Here is a 15,862-nt window from a genome sequence, read left to right on the forward strand (position 1 = left end):
TCCCTGAGCAATAGCCGGAATGATAACTTGCGGCTGAACACCGGATCACCCGATTTCGAACTCGAGGCGACGGGGGAACACCAGTATGTATGACGAGGGCGCCGCGTTAGCGGTCGACAGCGCGGTGAACGAGGTAGTGGTGAACACTGACAAATCAGCCGACGAGAACCTCCCACGGGAGCCACGCCCAGACGACGCGGACTCCCTCGAAGCAGACTCCCCCGAAATCCTCCCGCCGCTGGATCTGACCACGGCCGCGGGTATCGCCTCCGCCGTGCAGAACGGGTCGGTGACGGCCGAGCAGATGGTGGACGAGGCGCTCGCCCGGATTCGGGCCCGGGATCGAAAAGTGAACGCGTTCAGTGAAGTTCGTGTCGATGCCGCCCGTGCCGAGGCGCGTGCGCTGGCCGAGCGCCCGGATCTGGATGTGCTACCGCTGGCCGGGGTGCCGGTCGCGGTGAAGAACAATATCGATGTCACCGGTGAGGTCACCCGCGGTGGATCCCTGGCCGGCCTCGAGCGCGCCGCGGCCGCCGATCACGCGGTGGTGCGGCGACTACGCTCGGCCGGCGCGGTTATCGTCGGCCTGACCACTCTTCCCGAGTTCGGACTCTGGGGCGTCACCGATACCCCGGACCGTATTACCCGCAGTCCCTGGAATGCCCGCTACAGCGCCGGTGGTTCGTCCGGTGGTTCGGGTGCGGCGGTCGGCTCCGGCATGGTGACCATCGCGCACGGCAATGACGGACTCGGTTCGGTGCGCATTCCCGCCGCCTGCTCCGGTGTGGTCGGGATGAAGCCGGGCCGCGGTCTGGTGCCCGCCGAGGTGGGCGTGGATTCCTGGGGCGGCATGACAGAAAACGGTGTGCTGGCAACGACTGTCGCGGATGCGGCGCTCATGCTGTCGGTGCTCGCGGATCGACCGGCCCTGGCCGAGCTGGAGTCACCCAAGGCGCTGCGTATCGGCCTGGCCACCGCCGCGCCCAGCCCGCTGACCCGGGTGGATCGGGCCTGGATCGCCGCCGCCGACAGGGCCGCGGCCGCCGCCTCGGCCGCCGGACACACCATCGGTGTGGCCGAATTGCCTTATCAGGGTGCGACTTTCGCGCTGGCGCTGCGCTGGGTGGCCAATGCGGCCCGCGAGGCCGGCACGGTTCCGCATCCGGAGTTGCTGCAGCGTCGCACCCGTACGCATATCGCACTGGGCCGGATGGCGCTGAAGTCCGGCCTGCTGCGCGCCTCCCAGGTCGATCGCATCGAGGCCCGGCTGCTGGATTACTTCGAGCGCTACGACGTCGCCATCACCCCGACGCTGGCGACCCCGCCACCGCGCGCCCGGCGCTGGCATTCGCGGCCGTGGCTCGCGAATGTGGTTGCGAGCGCCCGCTTCTCACCGTTCACGCCGCTGTGGAATCTGGTCGGCTGGCCCGCTATCTCGGTGCCGATGGGCGTGCATCCCAAGACCGGCACCCCGGTCGCGGCGCAGCTGATCGGCCCGCCCGGCAGTGAGGCCACGCTGCTGAAACTCGCCGCCCAACTGGAAGCCGCTTGCCCTTGGGAGCGCACCGCGCCGGGCAAGGACTGACACGAAAAAGGCAGTCCCGTCGAGACGGGACTGCCTTTTCGATGATCGTGCCGTTGCGCTTTCGAGCTACTGCGCGGCGACCGGCTCGCGGTCGGCGAATCCGCCTTCGAGTACGCGGGCGGCGAACTCGAGGATGGTCGGCCGATCGTCATCGGCGCGCCAGGCTACGGCCAGCTCGCACGGAGCCAGTCCGGCGACCGGACGCGCGGTCAGACCGGGCCAGCGGTACATGGGCACATTGTTCTCGGCGAGCAGGCAGAGGCCGAGTCCGAGGGAGACCGCCTCCAGGCGCTCCTCCGCGGTGGCCGCCTCCGCGCCGACCTTGGCCTGCCGGCCGCCGCGGGCGTCCGCGCCGAGCCAGAAGTCGCGGGCCGCACCGGCTTCGGCGGGCATGGCGATGAAGGGCTCATCGGCCAGGGCCGCGAATTCGATGGTTTCCTGCCCGGCGAGCGGGTGGTTCTCCGGCAGCAGTACCCAGCGCGGCTCGGTACGCAGCACCTGCCATCGATACCGACCGGTATCGGGTACGGGCAGCCACATGAGCGCCAGGTCCGCCTGTCGCCCGGCCAGGCCGCTGGACGGGTCGGTCCAGGATGCGGAGTGCAGGGCGAGCCGGTGGCCGCTGGCGCTCTCCAGATCGGTGATCAGGCCGCGGCCGATGGAGGATTGGATGCCGACGCGCAGCACCTCACCCGCCTCCTGCAGCGCGACATTGGTGACTTCCCAGAGCTCGAGAATGCGGCGCGCACCCTCCAGCAGTTCCTTGCCCGCGACAGTCAGGGCGACGCTGCGCTGATTGCGGTCGAACAGGACCACGTCGAGCTGACGCTCCAGCTGCCGAATCTGCCGGGACAGCGTCGGCTGCGCGATGTGCAGCCGCTGGGCGGCGTTGGTGAAATGCAGTTCCTCAGCGACGGCGACGAAATACCGCAGGTCGCGCAAATGCGGGTCCATAGCCCCTTGCTATCAGAATCGGTCTTGAATATCTAGCTGTATCCGACCCGAAAGTTTGAACTCCGAGCGAAAAACAGCCGTCAGGTTTGTTACTGACAGCATAGGGCGAGCCCGAAACATTCCGGTAACCGGCACCGCGAATTCCTGGCCATTCACCCGGATGGGCGCCCCGAAATTCATGCGGTCATGTGACCAGCAGTAACCCGCACCACGCTACACACCCCCGCCGACCGGCGCGACTCGATGGCCGACAGCCAGCAAAGGGGCCCGGCAACCACGCTCACAAACCCGATTCCGCTAACGTGAGTTTCATCACAAAAGGCCGAAGACCGCCCACCGAATCCGGTGCGCGGTCCTCTTTTGAGGGTTCGGGGGCGAAGCCCCTGAGAGGTACGAGAGTTGTTCTATCCCCCATAAACCTTCGCGTCCAGGGTGCCGATGTACGGCAGATCCCGGTACCGCTCCGCGAAATCCAGGCCGTAACCGACCACGAACTCGTTCGGAATATCGAAACCGACCGCCATCACGTCGACCTGGGTGCGCAACGCATCGGGCTTGCGCAGCAGCGTCACCACCTCCAGCGAGGCCGGATTGCGGCTGGACAGATTGCGCAGCAGCCACGACAGTGTGAGCCCGGAATCGATGATGTCCTCGACGATCAGCACATTGCGCCCGGCAATGTCCTTGTCCAGATCCTTCATGATCCGCACCACGCCCGAGGACGAGGTGGAGGAACCGTAGGAGGAGACCGCCATGAACTCCATCTGGGTGGGCACGGTCAGCTTCTTGGCCAGATCCGTCATGAAGAAGATCGCGCCCTTGAGTACGCCCACCAGCAGCAGATCACCCTCGGGGGCACCGGCGGGATAACGCTTGGCGACCAGTTCGGCGAGCTCATCGATCTTGCTCGCGATCTCGTCTTCGCTGATCAGCACCGACGCGATGTCGTCCCCGTACACGTGGCCTGGTTTCCCTTCAGTGATGATGTCGACCCCGATCGGGTTCGCTGTGGGTCAGTATGAGCCTGCCATGTTCACGCGCGGCAACCAACCTGGTCCCGGTGACCGAGCCACCGACCGCGACGCCGCCCTGCCCGCGCCAGTCGGTGACCAGCGCCTCGACCGCTCGTAAATTGCTGTCCGTCAATGATTTTGCGCCGCCGCCGAGCAACCACGCGCGAATAACGCGCCGCCGCAGCGCGGGCGCGACAGTGGTGAGCGTCTCGAGAATCAGGGCTTCGCCATCAATCGCGGAGTTCAGCAAATTTTCGGCAAGCGCATCCAGGGTCGCGCCGTCCTCACGCAGCTGCGCGGCCGTGCGCGCGAGTGCGGCCGCCACTCCCCCGCCGAGCACCTCCTCCAGCAGCGGCAGCACCTCGGTACGCAGCCGCACCCGCGTGAATTCGGGTGCGGTGTTGTGCGGGTCCTCCCAGGGCGTCAGCCCGAGATCCGCGCACAGTTGCCGAGTCACGTTGCGCCGCACGCCGAGTAGCGGTCGGCCCCACGGTTCGGCGTACTCGGTCATGCCTTGGATCGACCGGCCGCCGGACCCGCGCGCGAGACCCAGCAGCACGGTCTCGGCCTGATCGTCGAGGGTGTGCCCGAGCAGCACCGGCATCCCCGGGCGCAGGCTGTTCGCCCCCGAATCCGCGCCGGGCAGCACCGAACGTGCCTGTTCCCTCCCCCGGTAAGGCTCGAATCGCGCCGCATCCAAGGCCGCATACCGAGCGCGCCGGGCCGCCGCCTCGAGGCCGCCCTCGGTCCCCACCTCGACCGTGAGCACCCGCGCGGACCGGCAGCCCAGGCGCAGCGCCACCTCCGCCGCCCGCGCCGCGACCTCGGCCGATCCGTCCTGCAAACCATGGTCGACGATGTACGCGTCCACCACCTCGGCCTCGACCGCCGCGGTCGCCGTCAACGCCAAAGAGTCCGCCCCGCCGGACAATCCGACCGCGACCACCCCGTCCGGCGCGAACCGGCCCAGCCAATCCCGCACGGCATGACGCATTTCCAGCGCCGCGCGCGTCTCGGGCAGCCGGGGGCGAGTGTTCACGCCCCGATCGTCGCACGGCGCTCAGCGGAGTCGCCGCATACCCGCTCAGCCCAGTACGCGGTCGACCCAGCGCTGCGGTTCGCCGATCTCGTCCGTGCGCGGCAGCGTCTCCGCATCGGTCCAGATGGTGTTGAAATGATCCATGCCGACGGTGCCGACCACCTCGTCGACGAAGGCTTTGCCCCGAACGTATTGCGCCACTTTGGCATCCATGCCCAGTAGCGCGCGGAGTAGTCGCTGCAGCGGATTGCCGGGCCGTTTACGGCGCTGATCGAAGGCCGAGCGAATGCGGGTCACCGACGGCACCACGGCCGGGCCGACCGCGTCCATGACGTGATCGGCGTGACCCTCCAGCAGCGTGCCCAGCATGAGCAGCCGGTCCAGGGCCGCACGCTGCGGTTCGGCCTGGGTGGCGCGCAGCAGCCCGACCATGCCGCCCGCCGGATCCTCGATACCGCGACGGCGGTCCCGGACGGCCTCGACGAGGCGGCCGAGCATATCGGCGATGGGCTCGTCCCCGGCCGCGCCGAGCACCTCCACATTGCGCTGCATGTACTCGGCCAGCCACGGTGCGGAGGAGAACTGCACGCGATGGGTGACCTCGTGCAGGCACACCCAGAGCCGGAAGTCGCTGGGCTGCACGCCGAGTGCACGCTCCACCGCCATGATGTTCGGCGCGACCAGCAGCAGGGTGCCGTCCGGTCCGCTGAACGGGTCGTATTGACCGAGGATCGCGGTGGACAGGAAGGCCAGCATGGCCCCGGCCTGCACGCCTGCCGGTTTACCGATGAACTTGCCCTTGTCCCCGGCGGCCACGCCGGTGCCGGTGAGCTGGGCCATGGACTCCGCGGCAGCCGTGATCCAGCCCCGCCGATCCACCACTCGCGCCTCGGGGACGGCGGAACCGTCCAAGAGCCGGCTCACCTCACGCACCGGACCCTCGGCCCGCCTGGACGCCGCGGACAGCTCCAGCACCGCCTGTTCGGCCGAGTACCGGGACGTGCGCGGGCCGGACGGCACCAGGGCCGCCCCGGTGCGCGCGGCCAGGCTCCAGTCCACCGAACCGGCGAGCGTGTTCTTCAACCGCGACGGTTGGAGGGTCTCCGTGGTCACCAGCGCCCCCGAATCATCGGCTGTCGGATGTGCGGCGAATTCGATACGCCCGGAACCGTTCTCATCGGCACGCCCTGTCTCTGCGCCCCGCCGGTCGGCGGGGTGTTCGGGTCCGGTCATAGTCATCCACCCGTCAGGAGCAGCCACAGTTGCGCAGTGCGGCTGCGATGGCGTCCAGCGCGGCGCGGCTCTGTTCGGGCAGCCGCTGGTTGGACATCAGCGCGAAGGTGAGTACGCGCCCATCGCGATCCAGCACATATCCGACCAACGCGCTCGCCACGTCCAGAGTTCCGGTCTTGGCCCGCACCCAGCCCGCGCCGACCCGGTCGCGGCTGGTGTAGCGGTCGGTGAGCGACCCGGTGGCCCCGGCAACGGGCAGATAGTCGAGGAGGGCGGCGAGCGGGTCGGCGACGGCGTTCGAGGTCGATGCGACGCTCGAAGTCTCCTGGCCCACAGCACTGTTGGGCAGTGCCGCGACGGTGACGATGCGGTCCAGCAGGCGCGGCGGAATCAGGTCGTCCACCGAGAGCCCGCTGGCATCGAGCAGGGTGAGCCCGGTGGCGTCGAATCCGGCGGCGCGCAATGTGGTCGCCATGGCGGTGACGGTGCCCGTGAACGACGCCTCCGAGCCCGCGGCGACGGCGATCTCGCGGCCGATGGTCTCGGCGAGCACATCATCGGAGTGAACCATCATGTCGCGCAGGCGATCCCGCAGTGGCGCGGACTGTACCGAGGCGACCTTGGTCGCCGCCGCGGGCGCAGTGCCGAGCCGCACCTTCGCCGGGTCCAGCCCCAGTTCGGTGGCGAGCCTGCGCCCCGCGTCGAGCGCCGGCGTCGCCGTGCGCGGCGAGTACTCGACCAGCGGATTCAACCGTCCGCCGTCGATCATCACCGAATCGATGGGTGCGATCGACCCGCCGCCGATATCGGCCGGATCCCAGCCCTGCGCCATGCTCGACCCGGTGTAGGCCGAGGTGTCCACCACGATCGTGTCCGGCTTCTGCCCGGAGGATTTGACCTGCGCCACCAGATCCGAGAGCTTCGGCCCGTTCGGGTAGTAGCCCTTACCGTCCGGTTGCGCGGTGAGCGTGGGATCGCCGCCACCGACGAGCACCAGCTCATTGGCGGCCGCACCCGTGACGACCTGTGTGCTCACCCGATGGTCCGGCGGCAGCGCCAGCAGCGCGGCGGCTGTGGTCAGCACCTTGGCGGTGGAGGCCGGGATCATCGGCTTGTCCGGATCGGTGGTCCACAGCACCTTGCCGCTGTCCGCGTCCGAGACCGAGGCCGCGAAAATCCCCAGGTCCGGATTGCCGATCACCGGTGCGAGCGCGGCGGCCAGCCCGGTGACACTCGGTGCGGGCGCGGTCGGCGGTGCGGGCGCGACCTGCGGCAATGGCCGCACCGGCGACGGCGGATCGGCGATCGTCAAGCCCCCGTGCCGGAATTCCTCCGTCCACGGTTTCAGCGTCGCCACCACACCGGCGGCTATGCCCAGCACCAGGACCAGCACGGATGCCACCACGATCCAGGTCTTTCGACGCCGTTTGGCCTCCAGCCCACCGATGTTCTGCTTGTTCCCAGCCACCTGCCGCCGTCTCCCTGATACACGTCCCTGCCGAACCCACGCATCCCGGCACCACACTATCCTCGTTGCGCAGTCGTTCCCCCGAACGAGCTGGCGAGTCGGCAGCCATACCCGCACCGAAGAAGGAGATGACGTGGAGTTCGACGTCACCATCGAGATCCCCCGGGGTCAGCGCAACAAGTACGAGGTAGACCATGAGACCGGCCGGGTGCGGCTCGACCGCTACCTGTACACGCCGATGATGTACCCGGCCGACTACGGCTACATCGAGAACACCCTCGGCGGCGACGGTGATCCCCTGGATTGCATGGTCCTGCTGCCCGAGCCCGTGTTCCCGGGTGTGCTGGTCGAGGCCCGTCCGGTCGGCGTGCTCATCATGAGCGATGAGGCCGGCACCGATGAGAAGCTGGTGGCGGTCCCCGCCGGCGACAAGCGCTGGGATCACATCCAGGATGTCGAGGACATTCCGGAGTTCCAGCGCAAGGAGATCTCGCACTTCTTCGAGCGCTACAAGGACCTGGAGCCCGGCAAGTGGGTCAAGGTCGAGGGCTGGGAGAACCGCGCCAAGGCCGAGACTCTGGTCGTCGAGGCGTACGCCCGGCTGAAGGAGCAGGGCGAGCACTGAGCTCGATGCTTTACTCCACCGCCGGTGTCACACCACCGGCGGTGGTACGCAGCGGTACTTCCTTCCAGAACACCACCAGGATCAAGGCGAGTAGCGCCACTCCCGACGTGGTGAGAAATACCGTGGACAGCGATTCCGCGAAGCCCACCTGAAAAGGCTTGGCCAGCACCGGATTCAGCCGCTGAATCACCGAACTGTCGCTGAGTACGCTCTGCGCGGCCGTGCTGTCGTGGTTCGAAAGTCCTTGTGCGAGCGCCATATCCGCCGGATTACCGTCGTGCGCCCCTTTGATCAGCGCCTGCTGGAATTCCGTATCCTGGCTCGCCGCAACGAGTTCGGTGCGAATATTCGGGGCCAGTCGAGTGAAGAGCACCGACAGGAATACCGCCGCGCCCAGCGTGCCGCCGATCTGCCGGAAGAAGGTGGCCGCCGCCGTCGAAACACCCATATCCTTGGGCGGCAACGCATTCTGCAGCGCGATGATGAGCGGCTGCATGAGATTGCCGAGCCCGAAACCCACGCACAGCATGAACAGCACCACCACCCAGTACGCGGTATCGGCCTTCAGATAGTGCAGCAGGAACAGCCCGAGGGTGATCATGCCCGCGCCGACCAGCGTGTACGCCTTGTAGCGGCCGGTGCGGGAGATCAACTGCCCGGACAGGATCGAGCCGATCATCATGCCCAGCACCATGGGCATCATCTGCAAACCGCCGATCATCGGACTGGCCCCGCGCACCGCCTGCAAATACTGCGGCAGCAGCAGAATCCCGCCGAACATGCCCGCGCCCACCACGAATGAGATCACCACGCCCAGTGCGAAAGTGCGGTCGGCGAAGATGCGCAGGGGGATCATCGCGGCATCCCCGAGCGCCGCCTCCACCGCCACGAAGCCCAGGATTCCGATCGTCCCGACGGCATAGCAGAGCACCGATCTGCCACTGCCCCAACCCCATTCGCGGCCCTGTTCGGCCACGATCAACAGCGGTGCGATGCCGATGGCCAGCACCAGCGCACCCCAGTAGTCGACGCGATCGCGGGAGCGTTCCCGCGCGGGCAGATGCAGCGCCCGGGTCACCACGAGCAGGGTGAACAGGCCGATCGGCACATTCACCAGGAATACCCAGCGCCAGCCCGAAATTCCGAGAATACTTTCCTGACCTGCGAACAATCCGCCCAGCACCGGCCCGAGCACACTCGAGGTACCGAACACCGCCAGGAAATAGCCCTGATACCTGGCCCGCTCCCGAGGGGGCACGATATCGCCGACGATGGTGAGCGCCAACGACATCAGCCCACCCGCGCCCAGACCCTGCACCGCACGGAAAGCGGCCAGCTCATACATGGAATGCGCGAACGCGCAGAGCAGTGAACCGGTCAGGAAGATGATGATGGCGGCCAGATAGAAGGGCTTGCGCCCGTACATATCCGAGAGTTTGCCGTACAACGATGTGGCGAGCGTGGAGGTGATCAGATACGCCGTGGTCGCCCACACCTGCAGCGAATACCCGTGCAGGTCATCGGCAATGGTGCGAATCGCGGTGGACACGATGGTCTGATCGAGCGCGGCGAGCAGGATGCCGAGCAACAGCCCGCTCAGAATCACCATAATCTGCCGATGGGTGAAGCCGCCTGCTTCGGTCGACTCGCCCACCTCGGATGTAGCCATGACCAACCTCCCCGGTCCCCGCTCACGATAAGCGGGCGGGAACCGGGAGGCCAGCGGTTTCCGGTGCCGAGCCCCGGAGTGTTTCGAGAGTTGTTACTTCCCTCGGAACTTCGGGGCGCGCTTCTCGAATACGGCCTGAATCGCCTCGGTCAGATCCTCCGACGGCAGGAACGCCGAATTCCAGGCCGACACATAGCGCAGCCCGTCCGCGACCTTGCCCGCCTTCGGATGATCCAGCACATCCTTGATGCCCTGCACCACCAGCGGCGGATTCTCGGCAATCTCACGCGCCAGCGCGTACGCCGCGTCCAGTACCGCTTCCTGATCGGCGAACACGTCGTTGATCAGTCCGATCTTCTCCGCGCGCGCCGCGTCGATATCCTTACCGGTGTAGGCGAGTTCGCGCAGATGCCCCTCACCGATGATCCCCGGAAGCCGGTGCAGCGAACCGATATCCGCGACGATGGCGACCTTCGCCTCCCGCAGACTGAACTTGGCGTCCGCACTGGCCAGCCGGATATCGGCGGCCGCGATCAGATCCAGCCCGCCGCCGATGCACCAGCCGGAGACCGCCGCGATGACCGGCTTGTGGCAGTCGGCGACCGCGGTCACCGAAGCCTGCATCTCGCGCACATGGCGCAGGAAGTCGGTGCGCGGTCCGGCGAGCGCGCGCTCGGCGAGCAGCGGGCCGAAGAGCGGGCTCATGGCGGGCAGGTCCAGCCCGTAGGAGAAGTGCTTGCCCGCGCCGGTCAGTACGACGGCCCGCACCTGCGGGTCGGCGTCGAGCTCACCGAAGATGAGCGGCAGTTCGCGCCAGAAGTCCGGGCCCATGGCATTGCCTTTGCCGGGACCGGTCAGCGTCACCGTCGCGATGTGGTCCTTGCTTTCGACCTCGAAAGCCTTCCAATCGGTCATCGGACCAGCGTATCGGGGGTGCACGGGGCCTGGGCGGGCGGTCCGAACCCGGTGTTGAATCCGCTGTCCCGCACGGGTTTCCGCGCTGGTCCGCACATTCACCGCAATCGCTCTACTCTGGTTGCCATGCGCAGGTCCCTGCCACCGGTCGCCTCCAAAGTCTCCGACACCCTCATCGCTCGCGGCCATCACGGGGTGATCCTCACCCAGCCGCAACCCACCCACACCGCCGCCGAGGCCGCTCAGGCGCTCGGCGTGGAGATCGGCGCGATCACCAAATCGCTGGTCTTCCTGCTCGACGACGATCCGGTACTGCTGCTGGTCTCCGGCGCGCACACGGTGCATCTGGACCGCACCGGGGAACGCCTGGAAGGCACGCTGACCCGGGCCCCGGCCGCCATGGTGCGGGAGGTGACGGGTCAGCCGATCGGCGGAGTCGCTCCCGTCGGGCATCCGATCAACCTGCCCACCTTCATCGACAACGCGCTCGGCCGGCATCCGGAATTGTGGGCCGCGGGCGGGCATCCGAATACCGTCTTCCGCACTACTTTTGGTGAGCTGGTCCGGATAACCGCAGGTCTGGCCATCGACGTGGATTGAGAATCGGCAGTTTCCTGCACCGGATGGAATATCCGGCGGGTAGTGGACGTAGGTTCGGAAGGTGACCGATTCTCCGACGCCTGGCGCCGAGCTTCATGTGCCCGACGACCTGAGCGGCATCACCGCCCAGCAGTACCGCGCCGCCATGCGGCACTATCCGGCGGGCGTCACCATTGTCACGCTGAATTCCGATGACGGACCGGTCGGTTTCACCGCAACCTCGTTCGCATCGCTCTCCGCGCAGCCGCCGCTCATCTCGTTCAATATCGCCGAGACCTCGTCGAGTATCGCCGCCATGTCGCAGGCGCAGTCGGTGGTCGTGCACTTCATCGGTCAGCATCAGAAGCATCTGGCGCAGCGGTTCAGCCGCAGCGCGGCGGAGCGTTTCACCGACCGGTCGCTCTGGACCACCCTCGAATCCGGCGAACCGGTCCTGCACGGCACCCCGATCTGGGTGCGCGCCACCGTGCACCAGCTGATTCCGATCGGCGATCACACCCTGGTGATCGGCCTGGTAACCCGAGTCCACGACAACACCGAGGACGCACCCGCCGTCGGCCCGCTGGTCTATTACAACGGCGTCTACCACCGCGCCGAGATCGCCGACTGACACTCCGGTCACGCCGCCGAGGCCACCGTCCCTATCCCGAGAGCCGCCAGGATTCCGGCACTCGCCCGCTCCAGCCGATCGCGCACCTTCGGTTTGCGCAGCAGCGCCACCGCCCGCGAGGCCGCCACCGCCAGCAGCACCATTTCGATTGCGGCAATGCTGGATTCGATCGCGCCGAGGGTGAGCGTATCGGCGAAACTCACGTGCGCGAGGAACTGCGGCAGCACCGCGAGATAGAACAGGCCGACCTTCGGATTGAAAACACAGGACAGCAATCCGGCGGCGAATGCCGAGCGAACCGAGGAGGCCCGGGCGCTGGACTGCTCCAACTCCGGCTCCGCCGACCCCTTGCGATGCGCCATCAACGCTCGAATCCCCAAGTACAGCAGGTAGATTCCGCCGATCACCTTCAGCGTGCGATACGCCGTGGCCGACTGCTCCAGCAGCGCCGCCACTCCGGCGGCGACAACCACCGCCCAGACGATTCCGCCGCAGGCCGATCCGGCCGCGGCGGCGATCCCGGGACGCGGTCCGGCCATCGAAAAGCGCAGTACCAGAAAGGTATCCGGGCCAGGGGTGAGGGCCAGCAGCACACACAACCCGATAAAGCTCAGCAGCAGGGGGAGACTCACCCGCTCATGGCAGCGCACCGGGCGGCCCGAACGCAAGCGGATATGCGAAAGCCGCCGGACCTGCTCGAAATCAGCAGGTCCGGCGGCTCACCGAGCTACGAAGATTCAGTTCCGCGCGCTGAATTCCGCACCCAGATCGTGGAACACATTCGTGTTCATCGTGAAGGCCAGGCGAGCCTCGTCGAGTACCTTCTCCACATCGGCGCCCTCGATCGGCAGCGCGTCCAGGGCATCGCGGTAGTCGCGCTTGAACGCGGCCGGGTTGGTGATCTTGTCGAAGACGTAGAACCGCACGCCGTCACCCTTTTTCGGCAGATCCCACAGCTTCTCCGCGGTACCGCGAATGACCTGGCCACCGGAGAGATCGCCCAGGTAGCGGGTGTAGTGATGCACCACGTATCCGGCGGTCCACTGGGTCGCGCACTCTTCGATGCGGGCGGCGTAGGCCGCGGTGGTATTCAGCGCGGTCAGCTCATCGCGCCAGCGCGGGCCGCCGAGGTAGGCGAGATCGGCCTCGATGGCGGCCAGGCGGTTCAGCTCCGACTTCACGAACGGGCCCGCGATCGGATCGGAAGCCAGTGTGGCGGAATGCTTTTCGAGCGCCGAGTAGACGAACCAGAGCTGCGAGGTGTAGCGGTAGAAGGCCTCGACGCCGAGCTGCCCGGTGAGCAGGTCCTTCATGAAGGTGGAGTGTTCGGCCTCGGCGTGCTGCTGCTCGGTGGCGCTGCGAATGAGCGTCGAGAACGGCGTGCTGGTGTCCAACATGGTCGAGCTCCTCGTGGTCTCCGGGGCTACCACCTTTGGCTACCCTAACTTTCTTCTCGACCATACGCTTCAGCAACGATCGCGCGATTCGACCTTTTCGCTCCTCCCACTCCAACTTTCGGATGATTTTCCGGAGGGGGTTGACAAGACCCTCGATCGTCTGCAAGCCTCTTCAACCAGGTCATGAGTACCAGCGCAAAGCCCTGGCTAGCTGGTCGGCAACCCTCCTCCGCGGTGGGGTGCTCCAGGTGACGACCCGGCCGACGCCCAAACCGGGCGCGGCAAGCGCGGACTCTCGATCACTCTTCTTCTGATCGCGTGTCCCTTGCCCGATGGGATTTCGTGATGACTGCATTTGCCGACCAGACCTGCACCGCCCTCACCACCGTCTCCGGCTGCGATCTCCAGGTACCCCTGGTTCAGGGCGGCACCACCAGGTACGCCAACTTCGACTATGCCGCCAGCGCACCGGCTTTGGCGCAGGTCACCGCCCGTGTCCAGGAGCTGCTGCCGTTCTACGCCAGCGTGCACCGCGGTGCGGGCTACGCCTCCCGCGTCTCCACCGACTGCTACGAATCCGCGCGCGGTTCGGTCGCCCGCTTCCTCAATGCGGCCGACGACCAGGTCGTGGTCTTCACCCGCAACACCACCGACTCGCTGAACCTGCTCGCGGCCTGCGTGCCCGGTGACACGGTGGTGCTGGATGTGGAACACCACGCCAACTTCCTGCCGTGGGTCAAGAACGGCCGCCGGGTGGTACCGATCGCGGACACCATCGAGGAGACCATTCAGCGCGTGGTCGCCGAGCTGTGCACCAAACCCGCTGCGCTACTTGCCATTACCGGCGCGTCCAATGTGACCGGGGAACTGCTCCCGCTGGAGCGACTGGCCTGGATCGCGCACCAGTGCGGCACCCGCGTCCTGGTGGACGCCGCTCAGCTGGCCCCGCACCGCCGCATCGATCTGCGGACCAGCGGCATCGATTACCTGGCCTTCTCCGGCCACAAGGCGTACGCGCCGTTCGGCGCGGGCGTACTCGTCGGCCGCCGGGACTGGCTCGATACCGCCGAGCCGTACCTGGCCGGTGGCGGTGCGGTCCGTTCGGTCACCGCCGACAGCGTCGAGTGGGCTCCGGCCCCGCAACGGCACGAGGCCGGTTCCCCCAATGTGCTGGGCGTGGCCGCGCTGGCCGCCGCCTGCGATGCCCTCGCCGAGCTCGACCAGACCACCGTGCTCGAGCATGAGCAGTACCTCACCCACCGCCTGCGCTACGGACTGAAAACCGTTCCGGGCGTGAACTTCCTGCGCATCTGGCGGGACAGCACCGACGCCGTCGGCATTGTCGCCTTCACCGTGGACGGTTTCGAACCCGGACAGGTCGCCGCGTATCTCTCCGCCGAACACGGCATCGGCGTCCGCGACGGCCGCTTCTGCGCGCATCCGCTGCTGTCCCGGCTCGGCGTGGATGCCGCCCTGCGCGCCAGCATCGGCCTGGGCAGCACCACCGCCGATGTGGACCGTCTCATCGACGCCATTGCCGCGCTGGTCGAGAACGGCCCCACCTGGGATTACGCCAAGACCGACGGCCACTGGAACCCCACCCCGGAGACCCGCCCTTTCGGCGGCTCCGACGCGGGCGCGGCCCCTTGTGGATTCTGAATCGACACAGCGGATTCTGAATCGCTGACTCAGAACACCAGGTAGCGCTGGGCGAGCTCCTCGACGAACGGATCGTCGTCGGCAACGGCATCAAGTATGTCGAGATCGTCCTGCACCGAAAGCTGGCGCGTATCTTCCTGATCCGGATCCGGCGGCCCGTCCTCTTCGAGCTGCCGGATCAGTTTCGCGCGCACCCGCTCCTTCAACGAATCACCCATAGCCAGAGCATGCCATCACACCGGCGCGAGCCAGGTCCCCCACGGCGTATTACGCAGCACCGTATATAGGAGAAGGAATGCCATGGTCACCCACATAGCCGGCTTCGGCAGCACCTGCGGCAGCCGCGGCGGAGTCGCCTTCCCCTGAAAACCCCGGACCAGCCAGGTCCCCCACCACGCCAGGAAGCCCAGCAGCAACGGGAACAGCAGGATATTGCTGTGAATCGCGTCGAGCACATGGCCTTCGGTGAGATTGTGCAGCCCGCGCAATCCACCGCAGCCCGGACACCACCACCCCGTCAACTCCTTGAACGGGCAGATACCGTACGAACCCTGCTCATGTGGATCCCGAAAATGCAGTAGCGCCAGCCCACCGGCCACCGCACCGCCCACGAGCAACGGCAATCCAGCACTCAGCCACCTGGGGCGAGTAGCAGATTCGGCGTCGAACGCCTGCGCGGTATCCACCAGACAACCGTAACCGCGCCCCCGCCGACCCGCCATATCACCGCCGACTTCGCACCCCCTGCGAACAGGATTAACTCTGCATACTCGTGGGTATGCTTCCCCGGCAACGGTTTTCGATTCGGGGAAGGTAGGCATATGAGCCAGCGCCAGGCCGACGGCGACAAGATCGCCCGCGCCGCGGCATCCGCCGGTGTGCTCGCCTTCATCATCGTCGCCAAAGCGGGCAGCCGAGTCCTCGGCTGGTCTTTCGGCCTGATCATGCTGTTCGGAGTTCTCACGCTCGCCCTGATCGGCGCGGGCGCCTACTTCTGGTCCAAGAAGCAGGTGCAACCGGCCCCGCCCGGCATCGAGGCGGATCCGCCCACACAGCCGCTGTTCTACCAGCGGTAATCCCGCGCCACCGGCGGTA

Annotated in this window: 17 protein-coding genes and 1 riboswitch; of the genes, 6 read left to right on the forward strand and 11 right to left on the reverse strand. The window is 67.1% G+C overall.

What is annotated here, in order from left to right:
• Window positions 1-85 precede the first annotated feature (85 nt).
• The gene (locus tag GFY24_RS23940; protein WP_153807310.1) at window positions 86-1,585 is read left to right on the forward strand and encodes an amidase; all 1,500 of its coding nucleotides are present in this window, start codon (window positions 86-88) and stop codon (window positions 1,583-1,585) included.
• A gap of 66 nt (window positions 1,586-1,651) precedes the next feature.
• Here GFY24_RS23940 and GFY24_RS23945 read toward each other — a convergent pair whose 3' ends face one another.
• From GFY24_RS23945 to dacB, 5 genes are all read right to left on the reverse strand, one after another.
• Complete coding sequence (locus GFY24_RS23945; RefSeq protein ID WP_153807311.1) at window positions 1,652-2,539, reverse strand: LysR substrate-binding domain-containing protein; 888 nt, start codon at window positions 2,537-2,539, stop codon at window positions 1,652-1,654.
• 404 nt (window positions 2,540-2,943) lie between these two features.
• Window positions 2,944-3,498 carry a hypoxanthine phosphoribosyltransferase gene (hpt, locus tag GFY24_RS23950; RefSeq protein WP_309231257.1) on the reverse strand — a complete coding sequence of 185 codons (555 nt, stop codon included), beginning with the start codon at window positions 3,496-3,498 and terminating at the stop codon, window positions 2,944-2,946.
• Between the two features lie 16 nt (window positions 3,499-3,514).
• The gene (gene tilS / locus GFY24_RS23955) at window positions 3,515-4,546 is read right to left on the reverse strand and encodes a tRNA lysidine(34) synthetase TilS (protein WP_153807381.1); all 1,032 of its coding nucleotides are present in this window, start codon (window positions 4,544-4,546) and stop codon (window positions 3,515-3,517) included.
• Window positions 4,547-4,636: 90 nt separating this feature from the next.
• Window positions 4,637-5,824: a zinc-dependent metalloprotease gene (locus GFY24_RS23960; protein WP_153807312.1), complete on the reverse strand. Its 1,188-nt coding sequence runs from the start codon at window positions 5,822-5,824 to the stop codon at window positions 4,637-4,639.
• 13 nt (window positions 5,825-5,837) lie between these two features.
• Window positions 5,838-7,292: a D-alanyl-D-alanine carboxypeptidase/D-alanyl-D-alanine-endopeptidase gene (gene dacB, locus GFY24_RS23965; RefSeq protein WP_194853002.1), complete on the reverse strand. Its 1,455-nt coding sequence runs from the start codon at window positions 7,290-7,292 to the stop codon at window positions 5,838-5,840.
• Between the two features lie 133 nt (window positions 7,293-7,425).
• Between dacB and ppa the strand changes: the two genes are divergently transcribed.
• Window positions 7,426-7,917, forward strand: coding sequence for an inorganic diphosphatase (ppa, locus tag GFY24_RS23970; protein ID WP_309231258.1), 492 nt, complete (start codon window positions 7,426-7,428; stop codon window positions 7,915-7,917).
• Window positions 7,918-7,927: 10 nt separating this feature from the next.
• Here ppa and GFY24_RS23975 read toward each other — a convergent pair whose 3' ends face one another.
• Window positions 7,928-9,586, reverse strand: coding sequence for an MDR family MFS transporter (locus GFY24_RS23975; protein ID WP_153807315.1), 1,659 nt, complete (start codon window positions 9,584-9,586; stop codon window positions 7,928-7,930).
• Window positions 9,587-9,679: 93 nt separating this feature from the next.
• Complete coding sequence (locus GFY24_RS23980) at window positions 9,680-10,501, reverse strand: crotonase/enoyl-CoA hydratase family protein (RefSeq protein WP_153807316.1); 822 nt, start codon at window positions 10,499-10,501, stop codon at window positions 9,680-9,682.
• Window positions 10,502-10,627: 126 nt separating this feature from the next.
• Here GFY24_RS23980 and GFY24_RS23985 point away from each other — a divergent pair, with 126 nt between their 5' ends.
• Window positions 10,628-11,101, forward strand: a complete 474-nt coding sequence (locus tag GFY24_RS23985) for a YbaK/EbsC family protein (RefSeq protein WP_153807317.1) — start codon at window positions 10,628-10,630, stop codon at window positions 11,099-11,101.
• Window positions 11,102-11,246: 145 nt separating this feature from the next.
• Window positions 11,247-11,711, forward strand: a complete 465-nt coding sequence (locus tag GFY24_RS23990) for a flavin reductase family protein (protein WP_153807382.1) — start codon at window positions 11,247-11,249, stop codon at window positions 11,709-11,711.
• Between the two features lie 8 nt (window positions 11,712-11,719).
• Here the strand turns inward: GFY24_RS23990 and GFY24_RS23995 are convergent, their stop codons facing one another.
• Both GFY24_RS23995 and GFY24_RS24000 read right to left on the reverse strand, forming a co-directional pair.
• Window positions 11,720-12,343 (reverse strand): LysE family translocator, encoded by a 624-nt coding sequence (locus GFY24_RS23995; protein WP_309231260.1) that lies wholly within the window; start codon window positions 12,341-12,343, stop codon window positions 11,720-11,722.
• A 105-nt stretch (window positions 12,344-12,448) separates the two neighbouring features.
• On the reverse strand, window positions 12,449-13,108 hold the full coding sequence (locus GFY24_RS24000; protein WP_153807319.1) for a heme oxygenase (biliverdin-producing): 660 nt from the start codon (window positions 13,106-13,108) through the stop codon (window positions 12,449-12,451).
• A 179-nt stretch (window positions 13,109-13,287) separates the two neighbouring features.
• A riboswitch (SAM riboswitch) is annotated at window positions 13,288-13,402 on the forward strand.
• A 51-nt stretch (window positions 13,403-13,453) separates the two neighbouring features.
• Here GFY24_RS24000 and GFY24_RS24005 point away from each other — a divergent pair.
• Window positions 13,454-14,767, forward strand: a complete 1,314-nt coding sequence (locus tag GFY24_RS24005; protein ID WP_153807320.1) for an aminotransferase class V-fold PLP-dependent enzyme — start codon at window positions 13,454-13,456, stop codon at window positions 14,765-14,767.
• 29 nt (window positions 14,768-14,796) lie between these two features.
• On the opposite strand, the gene GFY24_RS24010 is transcribed toward GFY24_RS24005, so the two are convergent.
• Window positions 14,797-14,985 carry a hypothetical protein gene (locus GFY24_RS24010; RefSeq protein WP_153807321.1) on the reverse strand — a complete coding sequence of 63 codons (189 nt, stop codon included), beginning with the start codon at window positions 14,983-14,985 and terminating at the stop codon, window positions 14,797-14,799.
• 15 nt (window positions 14,986-15,000) lie between these two features.
• On the reverse strand, window positions 15,001-15,453 hold the full coding sequence (locus tag GFY24_RS24015; RefSeq protein ID WP_309231261.1) for a DUF2752 domain-containing protein: 453 nt from the start codon (window positions 15,451-15,453) through the stop codon (window positions 15,001-15,003).
• Between the two features lie 135 nt (window positions 15,454-15,588).
• Between GFY24_RS24015 and GFY24_RS24020 the strand changes: the two genes are divergently transcribed.
• Window positions 15,589-15,843, forward strand: a complete 255-nt coding sequence (locus tag GFY24_RS24020) for a hypothetical protein (protein WP_153807323.1) — start codon at window positions 15,589-15,591, stop codon at window positions 15,841-15,843.
• Window positions 15,844-15,862: the final 19 nt, after the last annotated feature.

Origin of the sequence: Nocardia sp. SYP-A9097, assembly GCF_009649815.1 — a bacterium.
Taxonomy (GTDB): domain Bacteria; phylum Actinomycetota; class Actinomycetes; order Mycobacteriales; family Mycobacteriaceae; genus Nocardia.

Excerpts from the sequence above, each read along its gene's own strand:
- GFY24_RS23940 (WP_153807310.1), top strand. The coding sequence starts at position 86 with ATGTATGACGAGGGCGCCGCGTTAGCGGTCGACAGCGCGGTGAACGAG.
- GFY24_RS23945 (WP_153807311.1), bottom strand. The coding sequence starts at position 2,539 with ATGGACCCGCATTTGCGCGACCTGCGGTATTTCGTCGCCGTCGCTGAG.
- tilS (WP_153807381.1), bottom strand. The coding sequence starts at position 4,546 with ATGCGTCATGCCGTGCGGGATTGGCTGGGCCGGTTCGCGCCGGACGGG.
- GFY24_RS23960 (WP_153807312.1), bottom strand. The coding sequence starts at position 5,824 with ATGACCGGACCCGAACACCCCGCCGACCGGCGGGGCGCAGAGACAGGG.
- GFY24_RS23975 (WP_153807315.1), bottom strand. The coding sequence starts at position 9,586 with ATGGCTACATCCGAGGTGGGCGAGTCGACCGAAGCAGGCGGCTTCACC.
- GFY24_RS23980 (WP_153807316.1), bottom strand. The coding sequence starts at position 10,501 with ATGACCGATTGGAAGGCTTTCGAGGTCGAAAGCAAGGACCACATCGCG.
- GFY24_RS23985 (WP_153807317.1), top strand. The coding sequence starts at position 10,628 with ATGCGCAGGTCCCTGCCACCGGTCGCCTCCAAAGTCTCCGACACCCTC.
- GFY24_RS23990 (WP_153807382.1), top strand. The coding sequence starts at position 11,247 with ATGCGGCACTATCCGGCGGGCGTCACCATTGTCACGCTGAATTCCGAT.
- GFY24_RS24000 (WP_153807319.1), bottom strand. The coding sequence starts at position 13,108 with ATGTTGGACACCAGCACGCCGTTCTCGACGCTCATTCGCAGCGCCACC.
- GFY24_RS24005 (WP_153807320.1), top strand. The coding sequence starts at position 13,454 with ATGACTGCATTTGCCGACCAGACCTGCACCGCCCTCACCACCGTCTCC.
- GFY24_RS24010 (WP_153807321.1), bottom strand. The coding sequence starts at position 14,985 with ATGGGTGATTCGTTGAAGGAGCGGGTGCGCGCGAAACTGATCCGGCAG.
- GFY24_RS24020 (WP_153807323.1), top strand. The coding sequence starts at position 15,589 with ATGAGCCAGCGCCAGGCCGACGGCGACAAGATCGCCCGCGCCGCGGCA.